The sequence below is a fragment of the Streptomyces sp. NPDC043867 genome (genome assembly GCF_056435845.1).
The window spans coordinates 110,277-130,685 of the sequence record NZ_JBWKDS010000009.1; the positions used below are offsets into that span (position 1 = coordinate 110,277).

The 20,409-nt window shown below is 72.9% G+C and carries 19 protein-coding genes; 11 read left to right on the forward strand and 8 right to left on the reverse strand.

The features are described 5' to 3' along the window. Positions 1 to 13 precede the first annotated feature (13 nt). From AC069T_RS11670 to AC069T_RS11680, 3 genes are all read left to right on the forward strand, one after another. The gene (locus AC069T_RS11670; RefSeq protein WP_478782553.1) at positions 14 to 1,462 is read left to right on the forward strand and encodes a DUF2252 domain-containing protein; all 1,449 of its coding nucleotides are present in this window, start codon (positions 14 to 16) and stop codon (positions 1,460 to 1,462) included. A 396-nt stretch (positions 1,463 to 1,858) separates the two neighbouring features. After that, entirely contained in the window at positions 1,859 to 2,686 is an 828-nt protein-coding gene (locus tag AC069T_RS11675) for a hypothetical protein (RefSeq protein ID WP_478782652.1), read from the forward strand. Positions 2,687 to 2,922: 236 nt separating this feature from the next. Beyond that, positions 2,923 to 3,252, forward strand: a complete 330-nt coding sequence (locus AC069T_RS11680; protein WP_476753141.1) for a rhodanese-like domain-containing protein — start codon at positions 2,923 to 2,925, stop codon at positions 3,250 to 3,252. A 48-nt stretch (positions 3,253 to 3,300) separates the two neighbouring features. Here AC069T_RS11680 and AC069T_RS11685 read toward each other — a convergent pair whose 3' ends face one another. The 6 genes from AC069T_RS11685 to paaA form a co-directional block, all read right to left on the reverse strand. Next, positions 3,301 to 4,434 carry an acyl-CoA dehydrogenase family protein gene (locus AC069T_RS11685; protein WP_478782554.1) on the reverse strand — a complete coding sequence of 378 codons (1,134 nt, stop codon included), beginning with the start codon at positions 4,432 to 4,434 and terminating at the stop codon, positions 3,301 to 3,303. A gap of 122 nt (positions 4,435 to 4,556) precedes the next feature. After that, positions 4,557 to 5,624 carry a 2Fe-2S iron-sulfur cluster-binding protein gene (locus AC069T_RS11690; protein WP_478782555.1) on the reverse strand — a complete coding sequence of 356 codons (1,068 nt, stop codon included), beginning with the start codon at positions 5,622 to 5,624 and terminating at the stop codon, positions 4,557 to 4,559. Then, positions 5,624 to 6,388 carry a PaaD-like zinc ribbon domain-containing protein gene (locus tag AC069T_RS11695; RefSeq protein ID WP_478782556.1) on the reverse strand — a complete coding sequence of 255 codons (765 nt, stop codon included), beginning with the start codon at positions 6,386 to 6,388 and terminating at the stop codon, positions 5,624 to 5,626. The genes AC069T_RS11690 and AC069T_RS11695 overlap by 1 nt, the downstream gene beginning before the upstream one ends. Then, positions 6,382 to 7,116 (reverse strand): 1,2-phenylacetyl-CoA epoxidase subunit PaaC, encoded by a 735-nt coding sequence (gene paaC, locus AC069T_RS11700; RefSeq protein WP_476753058.1) that lies wholly within the window; start codon positions 7,114 to 7,116, stop codon positions 6,382 to 6,384. The genes AC069T_RS11695 and paaC overlap by 7 nt, the downstream gene beginning before the upstream one ends. Further along, a complete protein-coding gene (gene paaB / locus AC069T_RS11705; protein ID WP_358850895.1) occupies positions 7,113 to 7,397 on the reverse strand; it encodes a 1,2-phenylacetyl-CoA epoxidase subunit PaaB in 285 nt (94 codons plus the stop codon). Before paaB ends, paaC begins: the two co-directional genes overlap by 4 nt. Continuing rightward, a complete protein-coding gene (gene paaA / locus AC069T_RS11710) occupies positions 7,394 to 8,437 on the reverse strand; it encodes a 1,2-phenylacetyl-CoA epoxidase subunit PaaA (RefSeq protein WP_478782557.1) in 1,044 nt (347 codons plus the stop codon). Before paaA ends, paaB begins: the two co-directional genes overlap by 4 nt. 269 nt (positions 8,438 to 8,706) lie before the next feature. On the opposite strand from paaA, the gene AC069T_RS11715 reads away from it, so the two are divergent. The 3 genes from AC069T_RS11715 (at position 8,707) to AC069T_RS11725 (ending at position 11,962) form a co-directional block, all read left to right on the forward strand. Then, a complete protein-coding gene (locus tag AC069T_RS11715; RefSeq protein ID WP_478782558.1) occupies positions 8,707 to 9,756 on the forward strand; it encodes a DUF5819 family protein in 1,050 nt (349 codons plus the stop codon). Continuing rightward, positions 9,756 to 10,997, forward strand: coding sequence for an HTTM domain-containing protein (locus AC069T_RS11720; protein ID WP_478782559.1), 1,242 nt, complete (start codon positions 9,756 to 9,758; stop codon positions 10,995 to 10,997). Before AC069T_RS11715 ends, AC069T_RS11720 begins: the two co-directional genes overlap by 1 nt. A 128-nt stretch (positions 10,998 to 11,125) precedes the next feature. Continuing rightward, entirely contained in the window at positions 11,126 to 11,962 is an 837-nt protein-coding gene (locus AC069T_RS11725) for a TrmH family RNA methyltransferase (RefSeq protein ID WP_478782653.1), read from the forward strand. Between the two features lie 3 nt (positions 11,963 to 11,965). Here the strand turns inward: AC069T_RS11725 and paaN are convergent, their stop codons facing one another. Then, positions 11,966 to 13,672, reverse strand: coding sequence for a phenylacetic acid degradation protein PaaN (gene paaN / locus AC069T_RS11730; RefSeq protein WP_478782560.1), 1,707 nt, complete (start codon positions 13,670 to 13,672; stop codon positions 11,966 to 11,968). A 148-nt stretch (positions 13,673 to 13,820) separates the two neighbouring features. On the opposite strand from paaN, the gene AC069T_RS11735 reads away from it, so the two are divergent. Next, entirely contained in the window at positions 13,821 to 15,335 is a 1,515-nt protein-coding gene (locus AC069T_RS11735) for a 3-hydroxyacyl-CoA dehydrogenase (RefSeq protein WP_478782561.1), read from the forward strand. After that, complete coding sequence (locus AC069T_RS11740; RefSeq protein ID WP_478782562.1) at positions 15,332 to 15,922, forward strand: TetR/AcrR family transcriptional regulator; 591 nt, start codon at positions 15,332 to 15,334, stop codon at positions 15,920 to 15,922. The genes AC069T_RS11735 and AC069T_RS11740 overlap by 4 nt, the downstream gene beginning before the upstream one ends. Before the next feature lie 63 nt (positions 15,923 to 15,985). Here the strand turns inward: AC069T_RS11740 and AC069T_RS11745 are convergent, their stop codons facing one another. Further along, entirely contained in the window at positions 15,986 to 16,471 is a 486-nt protein-coding gene (locus AC069T_RS11745; protein WP_478782654.1) for an Lrp/AsnC family transcriptional regulator, read from the reverse strand. 190 nt (positions 16,472 to 16,661) lie between these two features. On the opposite strand from AC069T_RS11745, the gene pdhA reads away from it, so the two are divergent. Genes pdhA through AC069T_RS11760 form a run of 3 tightly spaced genes read left to right on the forward strand, consistent with a single transcriptional unit; the run spans position 16,662 to position 20,325 of the window. Then, entirely contained in the window at positions 16,662 to 17,816 is a 1,155-nt protein-coding gene (gene pdhA, locus AC069T_RS11750) for a pyruvate dehydrogenase (acetyl-transferring) E1 component subunit alpha (RefSeq protein WP_478782563.1), read from the forward strand. Beyond that, positions 17,813 to 18,817: an alpha-ketoacid dehydrogenase subunit beta gene (locus AC069T_RS11755; RefSeq protein ID WP_478782564.1), complete on the forward strand. Its 1,005-nt coding sequence runs from the start codon at positions 17,813 to 17,815 to the stop codon at positions 18,815 to 18,817. Before pdhA ends, AC069T_RS11755 begins: the two co-directional genes overlap by 4 nt. Beyond that, positions 18,817 to 20,325: a dihydrolipoamide acetyltransferase family protein gene (locus tag AC069T_RS11760; RefSeq protein WP_478782565.1), complete on the forward strand. Its 1,509-nt coding sequence runs from the start codon at positions 18,817 to 18,819 to the stop codon at positions 20,323 to 20,325. The genes AC069T_RS11755 and AC069T_RS11760 overlap by 1 nt, the downstream gene beginning before the upstream one ends. Positions 20,326 to 20,409: the final 84 nt, after the last annotated feature.

The following is a 20,409-nucleotide window of genomic DNA, read 5'->3' on the forward strand; positions in this document are numbered from 1 at the left end:
GGAGGCGGTCGGGATGACCGAGGTCGGTTCAGCGGGCGCGGCGCAGCGGGCGCACAGGGTTTTCCGCGTGCCCGGGTTCGCGGGGGAGGCTCGCGGCGGGTCGGGTGAGGCGGCGGGCACGCACGAGGGGCCGAAGGCCGAGGGGAAGGCGCTGCGGCGGCGGGTGCCGCGCGCCTCGCACGCCGAGCTGACGCTCGACGCCGGCCGGCCGGACGCGGTGACCGCCGTCGAGCATTCCAACCAGGGCCGTATCCCCGGGCTCACCCCCATCCGCGTCGGCAGGATGGCGGCCTCACCCTTCGCCTTCCTGCGCGGTTCGGCCGGACTCATGGCGTACGACCTCGCGCGCACCCCGATGACCGGCATCGCGGCGCAGCTCTGCGGCGACGCCCACGCGGCGAACTTCGGCCTGTACGGCGACGCCCGCGGCGGCCTGGTCATCGACCTGAACGACTTCGACGAGACGGTGTACGGCCCCTGGGAATGGGACCTCAAGCGGCTCACCGCCTCCCTCGTGCTCGCGGGCCGGGAGGCCGGGGCGGACGAGGACACCTGCCGGAAGGCGGCGTACGACGCGGCGGGCGCCTACCGCCGCACCATGCGCCTGCTCGCGAAGCTGCCGGTCCTCGACGCGTGGAACGCCATCGCGGACGAGGAACTCGTCTCGCACACCGACGCCCACGATCTCCTCGGCACCCTGGAGCGGGTCTCCGAGAAGGCGCGGGCCAACACCAGCGGACGGTTCGCGGAGAAGTCGACCGAGACGGTGGAGGGCGGCGGCCGGCGGTTCGTGGACGCACCGCCGGTGCTGCGTCGCGTGCCCGGCGCGGAGGCGGCGGCGGTAGCGGCGTCGCTCGAGGACTATCTGACGACCCTGACGGAGGACCGCCTCCCGCTCCTCGCCCGCTATGCCGTGCACGACGTCGCCTTCCGCGTCGTCGGCACCGGCAGTGTCGGCACCCGCTCGTACGTCGTCCTGCTCCTGGACCATCGCGGGGAGCCGCTCGTCCTCCAGGTCAAGGAGGCGCGGACCTCGGCGCTGGTCCCGCACCTCGGGACGGCGGGGTTCGCCGTGCCCGAGACGGACCACGAGGGTCACCGCGTCGTCCTGGGCCAGAAGCGCATACAGGTCGTGAGCGACTTCCTGCTGGGCTGGACGACGGTCGACGGTCGGCCCTTCCAGGTACGGCAGTTCCGCAACCGCAAGGGCAGCGTCGATCCCGCCGCCCTCGCCGCCGACCAGATCGACGACTACGGCCGGATAACCGGAGCGCTGCTCGCCCGTGCCCACGCGCACAGTGCCGATCCGCGCCTGATCGCCGGTTACTGCGGCAAGAACGAGGAGCTGGACGAGGCACTGGCCTCCTTCGCCGTCGCCTACGCCGACCGTACGGAGGCGGACCACGCGGAGCTGGTGGCGGCGATCGGGGAGGGCCGCATCGCGGCGGAGCTGGGCGTGTGACGTGCGGGACGTGTCGGTGCGGGGCGGGTGGGACCGGGGGCGTGCCGTCCAGGGTGGTGCGATGGGCTGGGCCGGGAGGCGTGCCGGTCCGTGGCCTAGGCTGGGCGGGTGACGACCCCGGAAGCCGAGCACAGCCAGCCCGACCGCACCGAAGCGGAGGCCGCCCGCGCGGCGGAGGCCGCCCGGTCCCGCAGCGCTGAGGGGCCTCAGCCGGACGACGGGCCGGGACCTCGGCCCTCGGGCGGGCCGAGCGACGACGCTGCCCGGAGTGATCAGGCCGATCAGGCCGACCAGGCCGATCATGGTGATGACACCGGCCGGGACGCGGCGGCCGGCGAGGCGGCAGGTGAGCACGCGGCTACGGCGGCGGGTCAGGACCCGGATGGGGTGGCCGGTGTGGGCGCGGATGCGGTGGCCGGTGAGGGCACGGGTGGAGCGGTCGGTGAGGACGCGCGGCCCGAGGCGCGGCTGGAGCGGGCCGTACGCGCGGCGGAGCAGGCGCTGATCGAGTACGAGATCGCCGTGGAGACCTTCCGCGTCGAGGTGGAGAACTTCTCGCGGTTGCACCATCAAAAGCTCGGGCCGATGTACGCGCGGCTCGACGAGCTGGAGGCGCAGATCGCCGAGGCGCAGGCCGCCCGGACCGGTGACCCGGAGGACGCGCGGAAGGCCGACGAGGCGCGGGCGCGGGTCATGCCGATGCCGGGCGTCGAGGAGCTGTTCCACGGCTGGATGGACTCGGAGGGACTGTTCCCGGAGGCCGTGGCGATGCTCACGGACCAGCCCGTGCGGCCCCCGCAGCGGGTCCGCCCCAGTGACGAGGCGCGCAAGCTCTATCGCGAACTCGTCCGTCGGGCCCACCCCGACCTGGCGCAGGAGGAGGACGAGCGCACGCGGCGCGACACGTTCATCACCCGGGTCAATGCCGCTTACGCGAAGGGCGATGTGGGTCTGCTGCGGGAGCTGTCCGAGGAGTGGGCCGCCGGTCCCGTGCCGGAGGAGTGGAAGCCGAGCCGCAGCGAGGAGCTCTACGCCCGTCTCGAATGGCTCTCCCAGCGCAAGGAACTGCTCACGCTCATCGCCGGTGAGCTGGAGGACAGCGCGATCGGCTCGATGCTCAAGCTGGCTCCGGACGATCCGGACCGGTTGCTCGAGGAGATCGCCGAGCAGCTTCTCGCGCAGGTCGGCGAGCGCGAGGCTCAGCTGGCCGCGCTGACCGGCTAGGACCCTGCGGTCGTCGTTCGGTCGTCGTTCGGTCGTCTTCGGTCGTGCCGGGTCGTGGCCCGGCGGCGGTGCCATCGCCGGTCGGGCGCCGTTGGGTCGGGCGGTAGTGCGGTGCCGCGCCGTCGAGTAGGGCGGTACCGCGGCAGTGTGGTGCTCGGTGGGTCTGTCGTGCGTGCCTGGGGCGTCGGGCCGTCCGTGCGGTCAGGTAGCGTCGGGGCATGCATTCTGGAGCTGGTGTGCCCACCGTCGAGGTCGCGGATCTCACGGACGGAGACTTCCTGCTGGACGTCCGGGAGGACGACGAGTGGCAGGCAGGTCATGCCGAAGGGGCGCTGCACATCCCGATCAGTGACTTCGTGGCCCGCTACGGCGAGCTGACCGAGGCGGCGCCGCAGGACGGCAGGGTTCATGTGATCTGCCGTTCCGGCGGCCGTTCGGCGCAGGTGGCCATGTACCTCGTCCAGCAGGGCATCGACGCCGTGAACGTAGACGGCGGGATGCAGGTCTGGGCCGCCGCGGGGCGCCCGGTCGTGAACGGCAAGGGCGAACCGGGGTTCGTGCTGTAGGCCCTCGCGCCCGCGCGGGACGTGCGCCCGCGTCGGCCGGGGGCGTGGTCAGCCCAGGGGGTGGACGGCCAGCAGGTCTCCGAGGGCCTCCTCGTGGGCGGCCGCCGGGCCCAGGGACAGTTCGAGGTGCTTGGCCCAGGCGTGGTAGCGGTGCAGGGGATACTCCACGTCCGCGCCGAAGCCTCCGTGGAGGTGTTGCGCGGTCTGCACGACGCGTCGTACTCCCTCGGACGCCCAGGTCTTGGCGACGGCCACGTCGGCTGCGGCGGGCAGCGCACCGCCCGCGCCCGTGCTGATCCGCCACGCGGCCTGCCACAGCGTGACCTCCATCGCGCGCAGGTCGATGTAGCGGTCGGCGGCCTGCATGGCCACGGCCTGGAAGGTGGCGACCGGGAAACCGAACTGTTCCCGCGTGCTCGTGTAGGCGCTCGTCATCCTGAGCACGCCCTCACCGAGCCCGAGGGCCAGCGCGCACGTCCCGGTGGTCAGCAGTTCGCGGAGCCGTTCCCAGGCGCCGTCCGCGTCGATGACGTCGCGTGCCGCGATCCGTGCCGAGTCCAGCCGCAGCTCCCCCAACCGCTCACCGGTGGTGGAGAGTTGCTCGGCGAGTACGACTCCCTCGTGGACGCGGGGGACGAGGGCGAGGACGGTCCGGCCGGCGGCCGTGTGCGCGGGGACGACGACGTGGTCGGCGTTGTGCGCCCAGGGCACGGCGGTCTGCAGCCCGTCCAGCACCCAGACGTCGCCGTCCTGCCGGGCGGACACGGCGAGTTCGGCCGGGTCGTGGCCGGTGCGGCCGCTCGCGGCCACGGTCAGTACGAACTCGCCGCGGCCCGCCCGGGCCAGCAGGTCCGCCTTCAACTCCGGGCTCCCGTGGGCCTGCACGGCGACCAGGGCCGCGGTGCTCTCCAGCAGCGGCACCCGGGCCAGCACCTTCGCGGACTCGCGCAGCACCAGGCACAGAGCGACGGGGTCCAGGCCCGCACCGCCGTACTCCGCGTCCAGCAGCAGGCTCAGCAGACCGGCGTCGGCGAGCCTGGCCCACAGGGGCCGGTCGAAGTCCTCGGCGACGGCCCCCGCGGTGAGCGACGGACTGGGCACACCGTCCGGTGCGACCCCGGCGAACACCGCCGTGGCCGCCTCGACCGCCGCCTGCTGCTCCTCGGTGAAGGTGAAGTCCACGGTCCCGCCCTCCCACGCGCCCTGTCCACCCGTCGGATCTCCCGGTTCTGGATCTGACGGTGCGTCAAGATAGAACAGGTTCTACGAGAAGGGAACGGGCGCGGGGAACCCGGGCGCCGGGATCAGCGGTCGAAGTCCAGCTCCACCTTCTCGGTCGCCGGATGCGACTGGCAGGCCAGTACGTACCCCGCGTCGGTCTCCTCCGGTTCCAGCGCGAAGTTGCGGTCCATCCGCACCTCGCCCGAGACCAGGAAGGCGCGGCAGGTGCCGCACACCCCGCCCTTGCAGGCGTACGGGGCGTCGGGGCGGTTGCGCAGCACGGTCTCCAGCAGGGATTCGCCGGGCTGGACGGGCCAGGTTCCGCCACGGCCGTCGAGCCGGGCGGTCACCGTGCTGTGGGCGGGGGCCGGCGCGCTGGTCGGCGGCGGGGCGACGGTGTCCACGTGGAAGATCTCCTCGTGCAGTCGCGTCCGGGGCACCCCGAGGCCGCGCAGCGCCCGCTCCGCCCCCTCGACCAGCCCGAGCGGCCCGCACAGGAACCAGCCCGCGACCCGGTCCACGGGCAGCAGGGCGGGCAGCAGCGCGGACAGGCGCTCCTGGTCGAGGCGTCCCGACGGCAGCCCCGCCTGCTGTTCCTCCCGGGAGAGCACGGTCACCAGCTGGAACCGCTCGGGATAGCGGTCCTTGAGGTCGGCGACCTCCTCCAGGAACATCGTCGACGCCGACGTCCGGTCGCTGCGCAGGAGACAGAACCGGGCCTCCGGTTCACGTGCCAGCAGGGTCGTGACGATCGACAGCACCGGGGTGATTCCGCTGCCGCCGACCACCGCCGCGTAGAGCCCGGGCGCCGGGTCCAGTGTGAAGCGGCCGGCGGGTGTCATCACCTCCACCTCGTCGCCGACGGCGATCTCCTTGAGCGCGTACGTGGAGAAGGCGCCGCCGTCGACGAGCCGGACGCCGACGCGCAGGGTGTGCGGGCCTTCGGGGTCCTCCGGGGCGGGCGCGGGGGAGCAGATCGAGTAGGTCCGCCGGATCTCCGTGCCGTCGGCCGTGCGGCGCAGGGCGAGGTGCTGGCCGGGGGCGTGCCGGAACTCCTCGCGCAGGGCGGGCGGTACAGCGAAGGTCAGGGCGACGGAGTCGTCGGTGAGCCCGTCGACCGCGGCCACCGGGAGCGGGTGGAAGCGGGCCATCACAGCTCCTTGAAGTGGTCGAACGGTTCGCGGCAGGACAGGCAGCGCCGCAACGCCTTGCAGGCGGTGGACGAGAAGCGGCTGAGCAGCTCGGTGTCGGCGGAACCGCAGAGCGGGCAACGGAGGCGCTCCTGCTCCGGGGCCGTCTCCACCGCGGTTTCCCCCACGGAGGGCGTCTCCACCGGGGCCGTCTCCAGCGAGGTTCCCTCCACGGAGGCCGTCTCCGCCGGCGTCGTCTCCACCGAAATTCTTTCCGCCGGGGCGGTCTCCAGCGGGGCAGTCTCCGCCGGGGCCGCGTCCTCAGCGACCGCTTTCGGGGTGGGCGCTCCCGGAGTGCCTGCTTCCGGCTTCGTGCCGGTCGTCCGGGTCGGGCCGAGCCCGACCGTCACCGGCCCGGCCGGGCGTCCGCCGCGCGGTGGTGCGATGCCGAACTCCCGCAGCTTGCGGCGGCCCTCGTCCGAGATGTCGTCCGTCGACCAGGCCGGGCTCAGCACCTTGTGGACGGACACGTCACGCACGCCGTGTTCACGCAGTACCCGCTCGATGTCGACGGACATCGCCTCGATGGCCGGGCAGGCGGTGTACGTCGGGGTGAGCTCGACCTCGACCGAGCCGCCGTCGCGGACGTGCACCGCGCGCAGGACACCCAGCTCCTCGAGGGTGAGGACGGGCAGTTCCGGGTCGAGCACGGACCCGGCGAGCCGGCGCAGCTCCTCCTCGAGCGGGGTGGCGCGGCCCTCGGCCGTGGGAGCGGGGGTCACCATGACGCTCCCGGGTGGCTCCGGTGCAGATGCTGCATCTCGGCGATCATCCGGCCGAACGGCTCCGTGTGCAGCCCCTGCCGGCCGGCGCCCGCCGTCCACGCTCCGGACTGCGGCCCCTGGGGCACGTCGACGGTGGCGCGGTGCAGCACACCGGTGACCGATGCCAGCCAGTCGGCCCGCAGTGCCTCCCGGTCGACGTCCAGCCCCTCGACCGGCTGGAACAGCTCGCCGGTGAAGCGCCACAGCGCGTCGCAGGCCCGCTGCATCCGCTCATGGCTCAGCTCGGTGCCGTCGCCGAGCCGCAGGGTCCACTGCTCCGCGTGGTCCTGGTGGTAGGCGACCTCCTTCACGGCCTTCGCGGCGAGCGGCGCGAGCGCGCTGTCACCGGCCGCCAGCTGCCCGTACAACAGGCGCTGGTAGGTGGAGAAGTACAGCTGGCGGGCGATCGTGTGGGCGAAGTCGCCGTTCGGCTGCTCCACCAGCTGGACGTTGGTGAAGGCGCGCTCCTCGCGGAGGTACGCCAGCTCGTCCTCGTCCCCGACCAGGGACAGCAGCACCCGGGCCTGGCCGAGCAGGTCGAGCGCGATGTTCGCGAGGGCCACTTCCTCTTCGAGGACGGGGGCGTGGCCGGCCCACTCCCCCAGGCGGTGCGAGAGCACCAGGGCGTCGTCGCCGAGGCAGAGGGCCGCGGCGGCCGCGGTGCCGGCCGCGGGCAGCGTGGGCGTCACAGGTGCTTCACCCCTTCCGGGATCTCGTAGAAGGTCGGGTGCCGGTAGGGCTTGTCGGCGGACGGCTCGAAGAAGGGGTCCTTCTCGTCGGGTGAGGAGGCCGTGACGGCGCTGGACGGGACGACCCAGATCGAGACGCCCTCGCCGCGCCGGGTGTACAGGTCGCGCGCGTTGCGCAGGGCCAGCTCGGCGTCCGGGGCGTGCAGGCTGCCCGCGTGGGTGTGCGAGAGGCCGCGGCGCGAGCGCACGAAGACCTCCCAGAGGGGCCAGTCGGTGGTCATGCGCGCGCCTTTCCGTGTGCGTCCTCGGGTCGGCCGGTGCCGGCCGCGTCCGTCCTGGCCGCCTTCTTGCCGGCGTACGCGGCCGCCGCCTCGCGGACCCAGGCGCCCTCCTCGTGAGCACGCCTGCGCTGGGTGATCCGCTGTTCGTTGCACGGTCCGTTGCCCTTGAGGACCTCGTGGAACTCCGACCAGTCGATCGGGCCGAAGTCGTGGTGGCCCCGCTCCTCGTTCCACCGCAGGTCCGGGTCGGGGAGGGTCAGGCCGAGGGACTCCGCCTGCGGGACGCAGATGTCGACGAAACGCTGGCGCAGCTCGTCGTTCGAGTGGCGCTTGATCTTCCACGTCATCGACTGCGCGGAGTGCGCGGACTCGTCGTCGGGCGGGCCGAACATCATCAGGGACGGCCACCACCAGCGGTTCACCGCGTCCTGGGCCATCTCGTGCTGCTCCGGGGTGCCGCGGCTGAGGGCCAGCAGCAGCTCGTACCCCTGGCGCTGGTGGAAGGACTCCTCCTTGCACACGCGGACCATCGCGCGGGCGTACGGCCCGTAGGAGCAGCGGCAGAGGGGGACCTGGTTGGTGATCGCGGCGCCGTCCACCAGCCAGCCGATGGCGCCGACGTCCGCCCAGGTCAGCGTCGGGTAGTTGAAAATCGACGAGTACTTCTGGCGGCCGCTGTGCAGCTTGTCCAGCAGCTCGTCCCGGCTGGTGCCGAGGGTCTCGGCGGCGCTGTAGAGATACAGGCCGTGTCCGGCCTCGTCCTGGACCTTGGCCATCAGGATCGCCTTGCGGCGCAGCGAGGGCGCGCGCGTGATCCAGTTGGCCTCCGGCTGCATGCCGATGATCTCGGAGTGGGCGTGCTGCGCCATCTGGCGGACCAAGGTGGAGCGGTACGCCTCGGGCATCCAGTCGCGGGGCTCGATGCGCTCGTCGGCCGCGACGGCGGCGTCGAAAGCCCGCTCGTACGCCTCGTGCGCGGCGCTGTCCGTGGCCGGGTCCGCCTCTGTGCGGGCCGTACGCTGCGCGGCTGCTGTGGCCATGCGGTCCCCCTCGACCTCTCGCTCCTGACTACCGACCGATCGTTCGGTCCGCTCGAAACCATGGTCGGGCGAGCGTCGTAAGGTGTCAACCGCTGTGGATAACCTCGTGCGGCCCCGATGCGACTGCTGTGGCTCATGGGGCTGTGCCGGGCCGTGGGCCTGAGTACCGTTCCCTTCCGGTGCGTACGTCGGGGCGCGGGATGCGCGAGCGATACGGCGCCGTACCGCCGGACGGCGGGGAATCGGACCGGAATCGGAAGCGGGGCGGAATGGACGCGTACGACGAGGGCTCGGACGCCCGTCACGGGCCCGGCCGGCCCGGGGCCTCCGCAGCGCCCCCACCACCGGACGAACCGGCCCGCCCCGGCCCCGGCTCCGGGTCCGAAGGCCGCGCCGCGCGCCCCGCCGACCCGGCTCGCCTCGACGCCGGGCCGGAGAACCGCCCGGCGGACCCGGCTCGCCTCGACGCCGGGCCGGAGAACCGCCCGGCGGACCCGGCTCGTCTCGACGCCGGCCCGGAAGACCGCCCGGCGGACCCGCCCCGCTTCGACGCCGGGCCGGAGAACCGTCCGGCCGACGTGGCTCCCTTCGACGCCGAGCCGGAGAACCGTCCGGTGGGCCGGGCGGAGCCGGCGGCGGAGGCGCGGGCGGAGGCGGGGGCTCCGGCGTCCGACCGGGCCGGGCTCGCCGCGCTTTCGCTTCCGTACCGGATCGCCGCCGCCGTCGCCCTCGCCTTCGTCACGGTCGCCGCCTGTGTGCACCTCGGCATGGTGTTCCTGCACGTTGCGCCCCCGAACACGGCCACCAGGCAGCACGGCCGGGCCGTCGAGGAATGGATCTACCCCGAGTTCGAACAGAACTGGAAGCTGTTCGCGCCCAACCCGTTGCAGCAGAACATCGCGGTCCAGGTCCGCGCGGAGGTCAGGACCTCGGACGGCGGGCACCGCACGACCGGCTGGTACGACCTGTCCGCGCAGGACGGCGCGGCCATCGACGGCAATCTGCTGCCGAGCCACACGCAGCAGAACGAACTGCGCCGGGCCTGGGACTTCTTCGTCGCCTCGCACGACAGCGAGAACCGTCCGGCCGGCCTGCGCGGCACCCTCTCCGAGCACTATCTGCGCCGCATCGTCGTGCTGCGCCTCGGCCGTGAGCGGGCGGAGGCCGACGCCGGCCGCGTCGAGCGGGTGCAGGTCCGCTCCCGGACCGCCAACGTGCCACCCCCCTCGTGGAGCGCGGAGCAGGTGTCCGACAAGCCGGTCTTCCGTGTACTGCCCTGGTGGCGGGTGCCGACGGGCGGGGCGGGGGCGAGCGCCTGATGAACCGGTTCTCCCTCGCCCTCGCGCGCGCGATCGCCCGCGTCACCGAGACGGCCCTCGGCCCGTACCAGACGGCCGTGATCCGCGTCGGCTTCGCCGCCACCTGGCTGCTGTTCCTGCTGCGGGAGTTCCCGCACCGCCAGGAGATGTACGGGCCGGACGGGCCCTGGAGCTGGGACCTCGCCCGGCAGCTCATCGCGAACAACCATGCCTTCACGGCCCTGATGTGGTCGGACAGTCAGCTCTGGTTCGAGTGCGTCTACGCCCTGGCCGTGCTGTCGAGCGTCCTGCTGATGATCGGCTGGCGCACCCGCACCATGTCCGTCCTGTTCATGATCGGCGTGCTCTCCCTGCAGAACCGCAGTGTCTTCATGGGGGACGGCGGCGACAACGTCCTCCACCTGATGGCCGTCTACCTGGTCTTCACCCGCTGTGGGCAGGTGTGGTCCCTGGACGAACGGCGGGCCCGGCGCGAGCGGGCGGCACGCGCTCAGGAGATACCGGAGGGCGCCGGTGAGTCCGATCCCGTCGGGCCCGCCCTCTGGGGCCTGCTGGGCCTCGCCCTGGTCGCGGTCACGCTCACGGGGAAGATCGACGGCGGATGGCTCGGAGGCTGGCTGACGGTCTTCTGGGGGCTGTGGGCCGTGCAGGGACTGTGGTGGGCGGCCGGCCGCCGCGCCCGCACCGAGCAGCCCCGGATCCTGCTCGACGTCGTTGCCAACCTCGCGCACAACGCGGCCCTGGCCGTGATCATGGCGGAGGCCTGCCTGATCTACGCGACCGCCGGCTGGTACAAGATCCAGGGTTCGCGCTGGCAGGACGGTACCGCCGTCTACTATCCGCTGCACCTGGACTACTTCTCGCCCTGGCCCGCGCTCTCCGACATGCTGACCGCGCACGGCACGATGGTGCTGCTGGTGACGTACGGGACGGTCGTCGTGCAGGTCGCCTTCCCGTTCACCCTCTTCAACCGGCGGGTGAAGAACGTCCTGCTGGCGGTGATGATGACCGAGCACGCCGTGATCGCCGTGGTCCTCGGGCTGCCGTTCTTCTCGCTGGCGATGATCGCCGCCGACGCGGTGTTCCTGCCGACGTCCTTCCTGCGGCGCGTGGGCGGATGGGCGGCACGCGCGCGTGGAGGCGGTTTTCCCCGCGGGGCCCGTACGGTGCCGGGGCCGCGCGGGCAGCGGCCACTCAGCTCGGAGCCGGCGGAGGGGACGCACGTAGGCTTCGGGGCATGAACGACCCGGGCTGCGGCAGGCAGGACAGGAACGGCGACACGGGTACCGGTACGGGCACCGACGGGTACGGCGACACAGGTTCCGGTACGGGTACCGATGGGTACGGCGACTCGGGTACCGGTACGGGCATGAACTCCGGTACGGGTACCCGTACCGACACTGTTGCCGGCGCGGCCTCCGGTGGCGCGGCATCGAGTAGCGCGGCCTCCGGCGGCGCGGACGAGGCGGTGCGGGCCTGGCACCGCCTCGCCGACGGCTCGGTCCTGCTCGACGGCTTCCACGCGCTCAAGCACGCGGTCCGCTTCCGGGCCGAGATCCCCGTGGCGGTCACCGCGGACCGGCGGGCGGCGCTCGCCCTGGCCGACGAACTGGCCCCGGACGTACGGGACGTGCTGGACATGCTCCTGGTCGAGGTCCCGGAGGGCACTCTGCGGGCTCTCATCCCGCGTCCGCACCCCACCGCGGTGGCGGCGCTGGCCGTACGACCCTCCAGGGCGGCCCATCTCGAAACCCTCGCGCGCCCGGACCGCACGGCGCCCGTCGTCGTGCTCGACAATCCCAGGAACCTGGGCAACGCGGGCGCCGTCATCCGGCTCGCGGCGGGGTTCGGGGCGACCGGCGTGGTCACCACCGGCACGCTCGACCCCTGGCACCCCACGGTCGTACGCGGCGGGGCGGGGCTGCACTTCGCGACCGTCGTGGAGCGGCTGACGGTCGCCGAGCTGCCGCCCGGGCCGCTGTTCGCCCTCGACGCGGAGGGCGAGGACATCCGCGGGCTGAGGATCCCGGACGACGCGGTCCTGGCCTTCGGCTCCGAGCGCAGCGGGCTCTCCGCCGAACTGCGTGCCCGGACCGACCGGCTGGTGTCCCTGCCGATGCGCCCCCAGGTCTCCAGCTACAACCTCGCGACCAGCGTGGCGATGACGCTGTTCCACTGGAGTGCCGCCGGGGGCGCGCCGGCGTGACGGCTACGCCTCGCGGCGGACCTCCACGACCCGGAAGCGGTTCGCCACGAACGCGCCGTCGCACAGGGCCGAGTTGGCCGCGGCGTTGCCGCCGGAGCCGTGGAAGTCGGAGAAGGCCGCGGTCTGGTTGACGTAGACCCCGCCGGTCAGGTTCAGCGAGAGCTGGGCGCACTCGTCGAAGCAGGCCTCCTGCACGGCCTGCTCGACCTCTTCCGAGGTGGTGTACGCGCCGACCGTCATCGCGCCCTTGTCCCTGATGCTCCGCCGCAGCAGGTCCACGGCGTCCGTCGCCGAGTCGACCGCGACGGCGAACGAGACGGGTCCGAAGCATTCGCTCAGGTAGGCGGCCTCGGTCTCGGCGCCCTCCCAGTACTTCCGGGCGCCGTCGAGCTTCACGATCACCGGGGTGCGGACGACGGCGTCCGGGAACTCCGGGTTGGCGACCTCCCGTGAGGGCAGCGCGACTTCGCCGAGGCCGGACGCGGCCTCCAGGCGGGCCTTCACGTCAGGGTTGACGATGGCGCCGAGCAGCGCGTTCGCGCGGGCGTCGTCGCCGAGGAGGCCGTCGACCGACCTGGCGAGGTCGGTGACCACCTCGTCGTACGACTTGGGGCCCTCGTCCGTGCGGACGCCGTCGCGGGGGATCAGCAGGTTCTGCGGGGTCGTGCACATCTGGCCGCTGTACAGGGACAGGGAGAAGGCGAGGTTCGACAGCATGCCCTTGTAGTCGTCGGTCGACTCGACGAAGACCGTGTTGACGCCGGCCTTCTCCGTGTAGACCTGCGCCTGGCGGGCGTTGGCCTCAAGCCAGTCGCCGAACTCCGTCGAGCCCGTGTAGTCGATGATCCGGATCTCGGGGCGGACGGCCAGGGTCTTCGCGATGCCCTCTCCGGGGCGCTCGGCGGCCAGCGCCACCAGGTTCGGGTCGAAGCCGGCCTCGGCGAGCACCTCGCGGGCCACCTGCACGGTGAGCGCGAGGGGCAGGACGGCCCGCGGGTGGGGCTTCACCAGGACCGCGTTCCCGGTGGCCAGGGAGGCGAACAGGCCCGGATAGCCGTTCCACGTGGGGAAGGTGTTGCAGCCGATCAGCAGGGCGATGCCGCGCGGGACCGGCGTGAACTGCTTGGTCAGCGCGAGCGGGTCGCGCTTGCCCTGGGGCTTGCTCCACTCCGCGGTGTCCGGCGTGCGGACCTGCTCCACGTACGCGTACGCCACTGCTTCCAGGCCGCGGTCCTGCGCGTGCGGCCCGCCCGCCTGGAACGCCATCATGAAGGCCTGGCCGCTGGTGTGCATGACGGCGTGGGCGAACTCGTGCGTCCGGTCGCTGATCCGCTTGAGGATCTCCAGGCAGACCACCGCGCGCATCTCCGCGCCCGCGTCGCGCCATGCGCGCCGGCCGGCGCGCATGGCCGGCAGCAGCACGTCGACGTCGGCATGCGGATAGCTGACGCCGAGCTCGATCCCGTACGGCGAGGTCTCGCCGCCGACCCAGTCGTCCGTGCCGGGCTGGCCGAGGTCGAGGCGGGTGCCCAGGAGCGCGTCGAAGGCGGCCTTGCCCTCCGCCATGCCCAGGCTCCCGTGCTCCCCGTAAGCCTTGGGGTGCTCGGGGTGCGGGGACCAGTACGCGCGCGTGCGGATCGCTTCCAGCGCCTGGTCGAGGGTGGGCCGGTGCTGTGCGATGAGCTGGTGCGCGGTGAGTTCGGCGGCCATCAAGGACCAACTCCTCGTCTCAGGAGCTCCTCGTCGAGCTCGCGAGCTGGGCAGGAAGGGACGGACACGGCTAGAGTAACCGAACGATCGGTCGGGACAAGGGGGACCGCCGCATCTGTGGAAAACCGTGTGCGGGAGGATCGCGAGCATGACAGCACTCGACCTCAGCAGCCCCGTGGCCGTCGTCGGCACCGGCACCATGGGCCAGGGCATCGCCCAGGTCGCGCTGGTCGCGGGCCGGCCCGTGCGGCTGTACGACGCCGCCCCGGGACGCGCCGAAGAGGCGGCCCGGGCGATCGGCGCGCGACTCGACCGGCTCGTCGAGAAGGACCGGCTCAGCGCCGCCGACCGGGACGCCGCCCGTGCCCGGCTGCATCCCGCGCACAGCCTCGGCGAACTCGCCGACTGCGTGCTCGTGGTGGAGGCGGTGCTCGAGCAGCTCGACGTGAAGCAGCAGCTCTTCCGCGACCTGGAGGACGTGGTCGGGGACGACGCCCTGCTCGCCACGAACACCTCCTCCCTGTCCGTCACGGCCATCGGCGGCGCGCTGCGCAACCCGGGCCGCTTCGTCGGGCTGCACTTCTTCAACCCCGCCCCGCTGCTGCCCCTGGTGGAGGTCGTCTCCGGGTTCGCCACCGACGTCACGTCGGCCACGCGCGCGTACGAGACGGCCCGCGCCTGGGGGAAGACCCCTGTGGCCTGCGCGGACACCCCGGGCTTCATCGTCAACCGCATCGCCCGGCCTTTCTACGCCGAGGCCTTCGCGGTGTACGAGTCCCAGGCCGCCGATCCCGCCACGATCGACGCCGTGCTGCGCGAGTCCGGCGGCTTCCGGATGGGTGCCTTCGAACTGACGGACCTGATCGGTCAGGACGTCAACGAGTCCGTCACGCACTCCGTGTGGCAGGCCTTTTTCCAGGACGTGCGTTTCACGCCCTCGCTCGCCCAGCGGCGGCTCGTCGAGTCAGGTCGGCACGGCCGCAAGGCGGGACACGGCTGGTACGACTACGCGGACGGCGCCGAGCGTCCCGAGCCGCACACCGCGGAGAAGGCCCGCCCGCCCGCGTACGTCACCGTCGAGGGCGACCTCGGGCCGGCCCGCGACCTCGTCGCCCTGATCCGCGAGGCGGGCATCCAGGTCCGCGAGGAGGAAGAGGACCACGGCACCCGCCTGCTGCTGCCCTCCGGCGGTCAGCTGGCCCTCGCCGACGGCCAGACCTCGGTCGAGTTCCGTGACGTCGTCTACTTCGACCTGGCGCTCGACTACCGCAGGGCCACCCGGATCGCCCTGTCGGCCTCCCAGGACACCGCCTCCCAGACGCTCTCCGAGGCCACCGGCCTCTTCCAGGCGCTCGGCAAGGACGTCAGTGTCATCGGGGACGCGCCCGGCATGATCGTCGCCCGGACGGTGGCCCGGATCATCGACCTGGCGCACGACGCGGTCGCCAAGGGCGTGGCCACGGAGGAGGACATCGACACCGCGATGCGGCTCGGCGTCAACTACCCGCTGGGCCCCTTCGAATGGAGCCGCCGGCTCGGCAGGACCTGGGCGCACGACCTCCTGGAGGAGCTGCACCTGCGCGAACCCTCCGGCCGCTACGCGCCCTCTCTCGCGCTGTACCGCCACGGACACGCCCCCGAGAAGCGGGAGGGCACCTCATGACCACCGCCAAGCGGGACACGTACACCCCGGAGACGCTCCTGCACGTCGCCGTGCAGGTCTTCATCGAGCGGGGCTACGACGGCACCTCCATGGAGCACCTGTCCAAGGCCGCCGGCATCTCCAAGTCCTCGATCTACCACCATGTCGCGGGCAAGGAGGAGCTGCTGGGCCGGGCCGTGCGCCGGGCCCTCGACGGCCTCTTCGGGATCCTCGACGAGGAGCACGCGCGCGTGGGGCGTGCCGTGGAGCGCCTGGAGTACGTCGTACGGCGCATGGTGGAGGTCCTCACGGCCGAGCTGCCGTACGTGACGCTGCTGCTGCGGGTGCGCGGCAACACGGACACCGAGCGCTGGGCCCTGGAGCGGCGCCGCGACTTCGACCACCGGGTGGCCGAGCTGCTGAGGGCGGCGGCCGCCGACGGCGACGTGCGCGACGACGTGGAGTTCCGGCTCGCCACGCGGCTGGTCTTCGGAATGATCAACTCGATCGTGGAGTGGTACCGGCCCGACGGCCGGGGTTCGGCCGAGCGGGAAGTGTCCGACGCGGTCGTGCGGCTCGTGTTCGAGGGGCTGCGCAAGGAGGGCTGAGCCGGGGGCGCGAGCCTCGCCCAGGCCTGTCGCGAAAAGGATCCGGCGCGGTGTGCCCGCACCTCACCCCTCCGGCTCCACGTCCTCCTCCTCGAAGACCAGCAGCGTCCGTGTGCTGAGCACCTCGGGGATGGCCTGGAGGCGGGTCAGCACCAGCTCCCGCAACGCCCGGTTGTGGGGGGTGTGCACCAGCAGCAGGACGTCGAAGTCGCCGCCCACCAGCGAGATGTGGGCGGCCCCGGGCAGCGCCCGCAACTGCTCGCGCACGGTGCGCCACGAGTTCTGCACGATCTTGAGGGTGATGTACGCCGAGGTGCCCGCTCCGGCGCGCTCGTGGTTGACGCGGGCCCCGAAACCGCGGATGACACCGTCCTCGATGAGGCGGTTGATCCGCGCGTAGGCATTGGCCCGTGACACATGGACGCGCTCGGCCACCGAACGTATCGAGGCGCGCCCGTCCGCCTGGAGCATCTGCAGGATGTCCTGGTCGATGGCGTCGAGCGGGCGGGCCGGCGGAAGCGCCGATCCGGCCTCGGGTCCCTCGGCCATTTGTTCAGGTGCCATGTCCCCCCGCTTCCCTACCATGGACGTACTGCGTCCATCACAGGCTGTGCAGAACCGTTTGTCCACAGCCTGGCGGTGCCTGTAGCCAAAATGCGCCGACGACCGAACAATCGGTAGGTGAGGCGCATCACACCCGGTGCGTCTCTCCCAGCCGCTCCCACGAGGAGGTGCCGTCATGACGGTCATGGAGCAGCGAGGCGCTTACCGGCCCACACCGCCGCCCGCCTGGCAGCCACGCACCGACCCCGCGCCGCTGCTGCCCGACGCGCTGCCCCACCGCGTCCTCGGCACCGAGGCCGCCGCGCAGGCCGACCCTGACCTGCTGCGCCGGCTGTACGCCCAGCTGGTCCGCGGCCGCCGCTACAACACGCAGGCCACGGCCCTCACCAAGCAGGGCCGCCTCGCGGTCTACCCCTCCACCACCGGCCAGGAGGCCTGCGAGGTCGCCGCCGCCCTCGTCCTCGAAGAGCGCGACTGGCTCTTCCCGAGCTACCGCGACACCCTCGCGGCCGTCGCCCGCGGCCTCGACCCCGTCCAGGCCCTCACCCTGCTGCGCGGCGACTGGCACACCGGCTACGACCCGCGCGAGCACCGCATCGCGCCCCTGTGCACGCCGCTCGCCACCCAGCTCCCGCACGCCGTGGGCCTCGCCCACGCCGCGCGCCTGAAGGGTGACGACGTGGTCGCGCTCGCCATGGTCGGCGACGGCGGCACCAGCGAGGGCGACTTCCACGAGGCGCTGAACTTCGCCGCCGTGTGGCAGGCCCCGGTCGTCTTCCTCGTCCAGAACAACGGCTTCGCCATCTCCGTCCCGCTCGCCAAGCAGACCGCGGCCCCCTCGCTGGCCCACAAGGCCGTCGGCTACGGGATGCCGGGCCGGCTGGTCGACGGCAACGACGCGGCGGCCGTGCACGAGGTCCTCTCCGACGCCGTACGGCACGCGCGCGCGGGGGGCGGCCCGACACTCGTCGAGGCCGTCACGTACCGCATCGACGCCCACACGAACGCAGACGACGCCACCCGCTACCGGGGCGACGCCGAGGTCGAGACCTGGCGCGCGCACGACCCGATCGCCCTGCTGGAGCGGGAGCTGACCGAGCGGGGCCTGCTCGACGAGGACGGCATACGGGCCGCGCGGGAGGACGCCGAGGCCATGGCCGCCGATCTGCGCGAGCGCATGAACCAGGACGCGGTGCTCGACCCCATGGACCTGTTCGCCCATGTGTATGCCGAGCCCACCCCACAGCTGCGGGAACAGGAGGCCCAGTTGCGCGCGGAGCTCGAAGCCGAGGCGGACGGGACGCACGGGGCGGAAGGGGCCGGGCGATGACCACCGTTGCCCTGAAACCGGCCACCATGGCGCAGGCTCTCGGGCGCGCGCTGCGCGACGCCATGGCCGACGATCCGACGGTCCACGTCATGGGCGAGGACGTCGGCGCGCTCGGCGGTGTCTTCCGGGTCACCGACGGCCTGACCGAGGAGTTCGGCGAGGACCGCTGCACGGACACGCCCCTCGCGGAGGCGGGCATCCTCGGGACCGCCGTCGGCATGGCGATGTACGGCCTGCGGCCGGTCGTCGAGATGCAGTTCGACGCCTTCGCCTATCCGGCGTTCGAGCAGCTGATCAGCCACGTCGCGCGGATGCGCAACCGCACCCGCGGGGCCATGCCGCTGCCGATCACCATCCGCGTCCCGTACGGGGGAGGCATCGGCGGCGTCGAGCACCACAGCGACTCCTCCGAGGCGTACTACATGGCGACTCCCGGGCTTCACGTCGTCACGCCCGCCACCGTCGCCGACGCCTACGGGCTGCTGCGCGAGGCCATCGCCTCCGACGACCCCGTGGTCTTCCTGGAGCCCAAGCGCCTGTACTGGTCGAAGGATTCCTGGAACCCGCAGGAGCCGACCGCCGTTGAACCGATAGGCCGCGCGGTGGTGCGGCGCCCGGGCCGGAGCGCCACGCTCGTCACGTACGGCCCGTCCGTGCCGGTCTGCCTGGAGGCGGCCGAGGCCGCGCGGGCCGAGGGCTGGGACCTCGAAGTCGTCGACCTGCGCTCCCTGGTGCCGTTCGACGACGAGACGGTGTGCGAGGCGGTCCGGCGGACCGGACGCGCGGTCGTCGTCCACGAGTCCGGTGGGTACGGCGGGCCGGGCGGAGAGATCGCCGCGCGGATCACCGAGCGCTGTTTCCACCACCTGGAGGCACCGGTGCTGAGGGTGGCCGGGTTCGACATCCCGTATCCGCCGCCGATGCTGGAGCGCCACCATCTGCCCGGTGTCGACCGGATCCTGGACGCGGTGGCGCGGCTGCAGTGGGAGGGGGGAAGCTGATGGCCCGGGTGCTGGAGTTCAAGCTCCCCGACCTCGGGGAGGGCCTCACCGAGGCGGAGATCGTCCGCTGGCTAGTCCAGGTCGGTGACGTCGTCGCGGTGGACCAGCCGGTCGTCGAGGTCGAGACGGCCAAGGCGATGGTCGAGGTGCCGTGTCCCTACGGGGGCGTGGTCACCGCCCGCTTCGGCGACGAGGGCAGCGAACTGCCCGTGGGCGCCCCGCTGATCACGGTCGCGGTCGGGGCGCCCGGGCCGGCGGACGCCGACGAGGGGTCGGGCAACGTCCTCGTGGGATACGGCACGCAGGCCCCGCCCTCGCGGCGCAGGCGGGTGCGGCCCGCGGCGCCCGGGTCCGGGCCGCGCGCGGACGGTTTCGCGGCCGCGGGGGCCGCAGCGCCGTCCTCGGCGGTACGCACCGCCCCTGCGGGAGCGCCCGCCGGATCCCCGGCGGCCGTCGTACCGGAGGCGGCGGAAGCCCTGGCCGACGGCGCGTTCGGCTCCGACGGCGCCGGTGCGGCGCGGACAGTCGGTGCGGATCGGGGCGTATGCGCGGAGGGACCGGTTCCGGTGATCTCCCCGCTGGTGCGCAGGCTCGCCCGGGAGAACGGTCTCGACCTGCGGGAGCTGGCGGGTTCGGGGCCGGACGGACTGATCCTGCGGGCGGACGTCGAGTCCGCGCTGCGGGCCGCCGGTGCCGGGCGGGGCACGGTACGGGTGCCGGGCGACCGTCCCTCCGGTACGGAGCGGTCGTCCGTCGTGCGCGGTGACGCCGACGGGGTTCCCGTTCCGTCCGGGGCCGCCCGGACGCCGGTCGTCACGGACGGGGTCCGCGTGCCTCTGCGGGGTGTCCGCGGTGCCGTCGCCGACAAGCTCTCCCGGAGCCGTCGTGAGATACCCGACGCGACCTGCTGGGTCGACGCCGACGCGACGGAACTGATGCGGGCGCGCGGGGCGATGAACGCGGCGGGCGCTCCGAAGATCCCGCTGCTGGCGCTGCTCGCGCGGATCTGCACCGCCGCGCTTGCCCGCTACCCGGAGCTCAACTCGACGGTCGACATGGACGCCCGCGAGATCGTGCGGCTCGACCGGGTGCACCTGGGCTTCGCCGCCCAGACCGAGCGCGGGCTCGTCGTGCCCGTCGTCAGGGACGCGCACGCGCGGGACACGGAGTCGCTCGGCGCGGAGTTCGCGCGGCTGACCGAGGCGGCTCGGAGCGGGACGCTGACACCCGGGGACCTCACGGGCGGGACGTTCACGCTGAACAACTACGGCGTGTTCGGCGTGGACGGCTCCACGCCGATCATCAACCACCCGGAGGCGGCCATGCTCGGCGTCGGCCGCATCGTCCCCAAGCCGTGGGTGCACGAGGGCGAGCTGGCCGTACGGCAGGTCGTGCAGCTCTCGCTCACCTTCGACCACCGGGTGTGCGACGGCGGCACAGCGGGGGGATTCCTGCGGTTTGTCGCGGACTGCGTGGAGCAGCCGGCGGTCCTGTTGCGGACGCTGTAGTCCGTCGGGGTCCGTCGGGGTCTGTCGTGGCCCGTCGTAGTCCGTAGTGGTCCGTAGTGGTCCGTGGTAGTCCGTCGTGGGCCT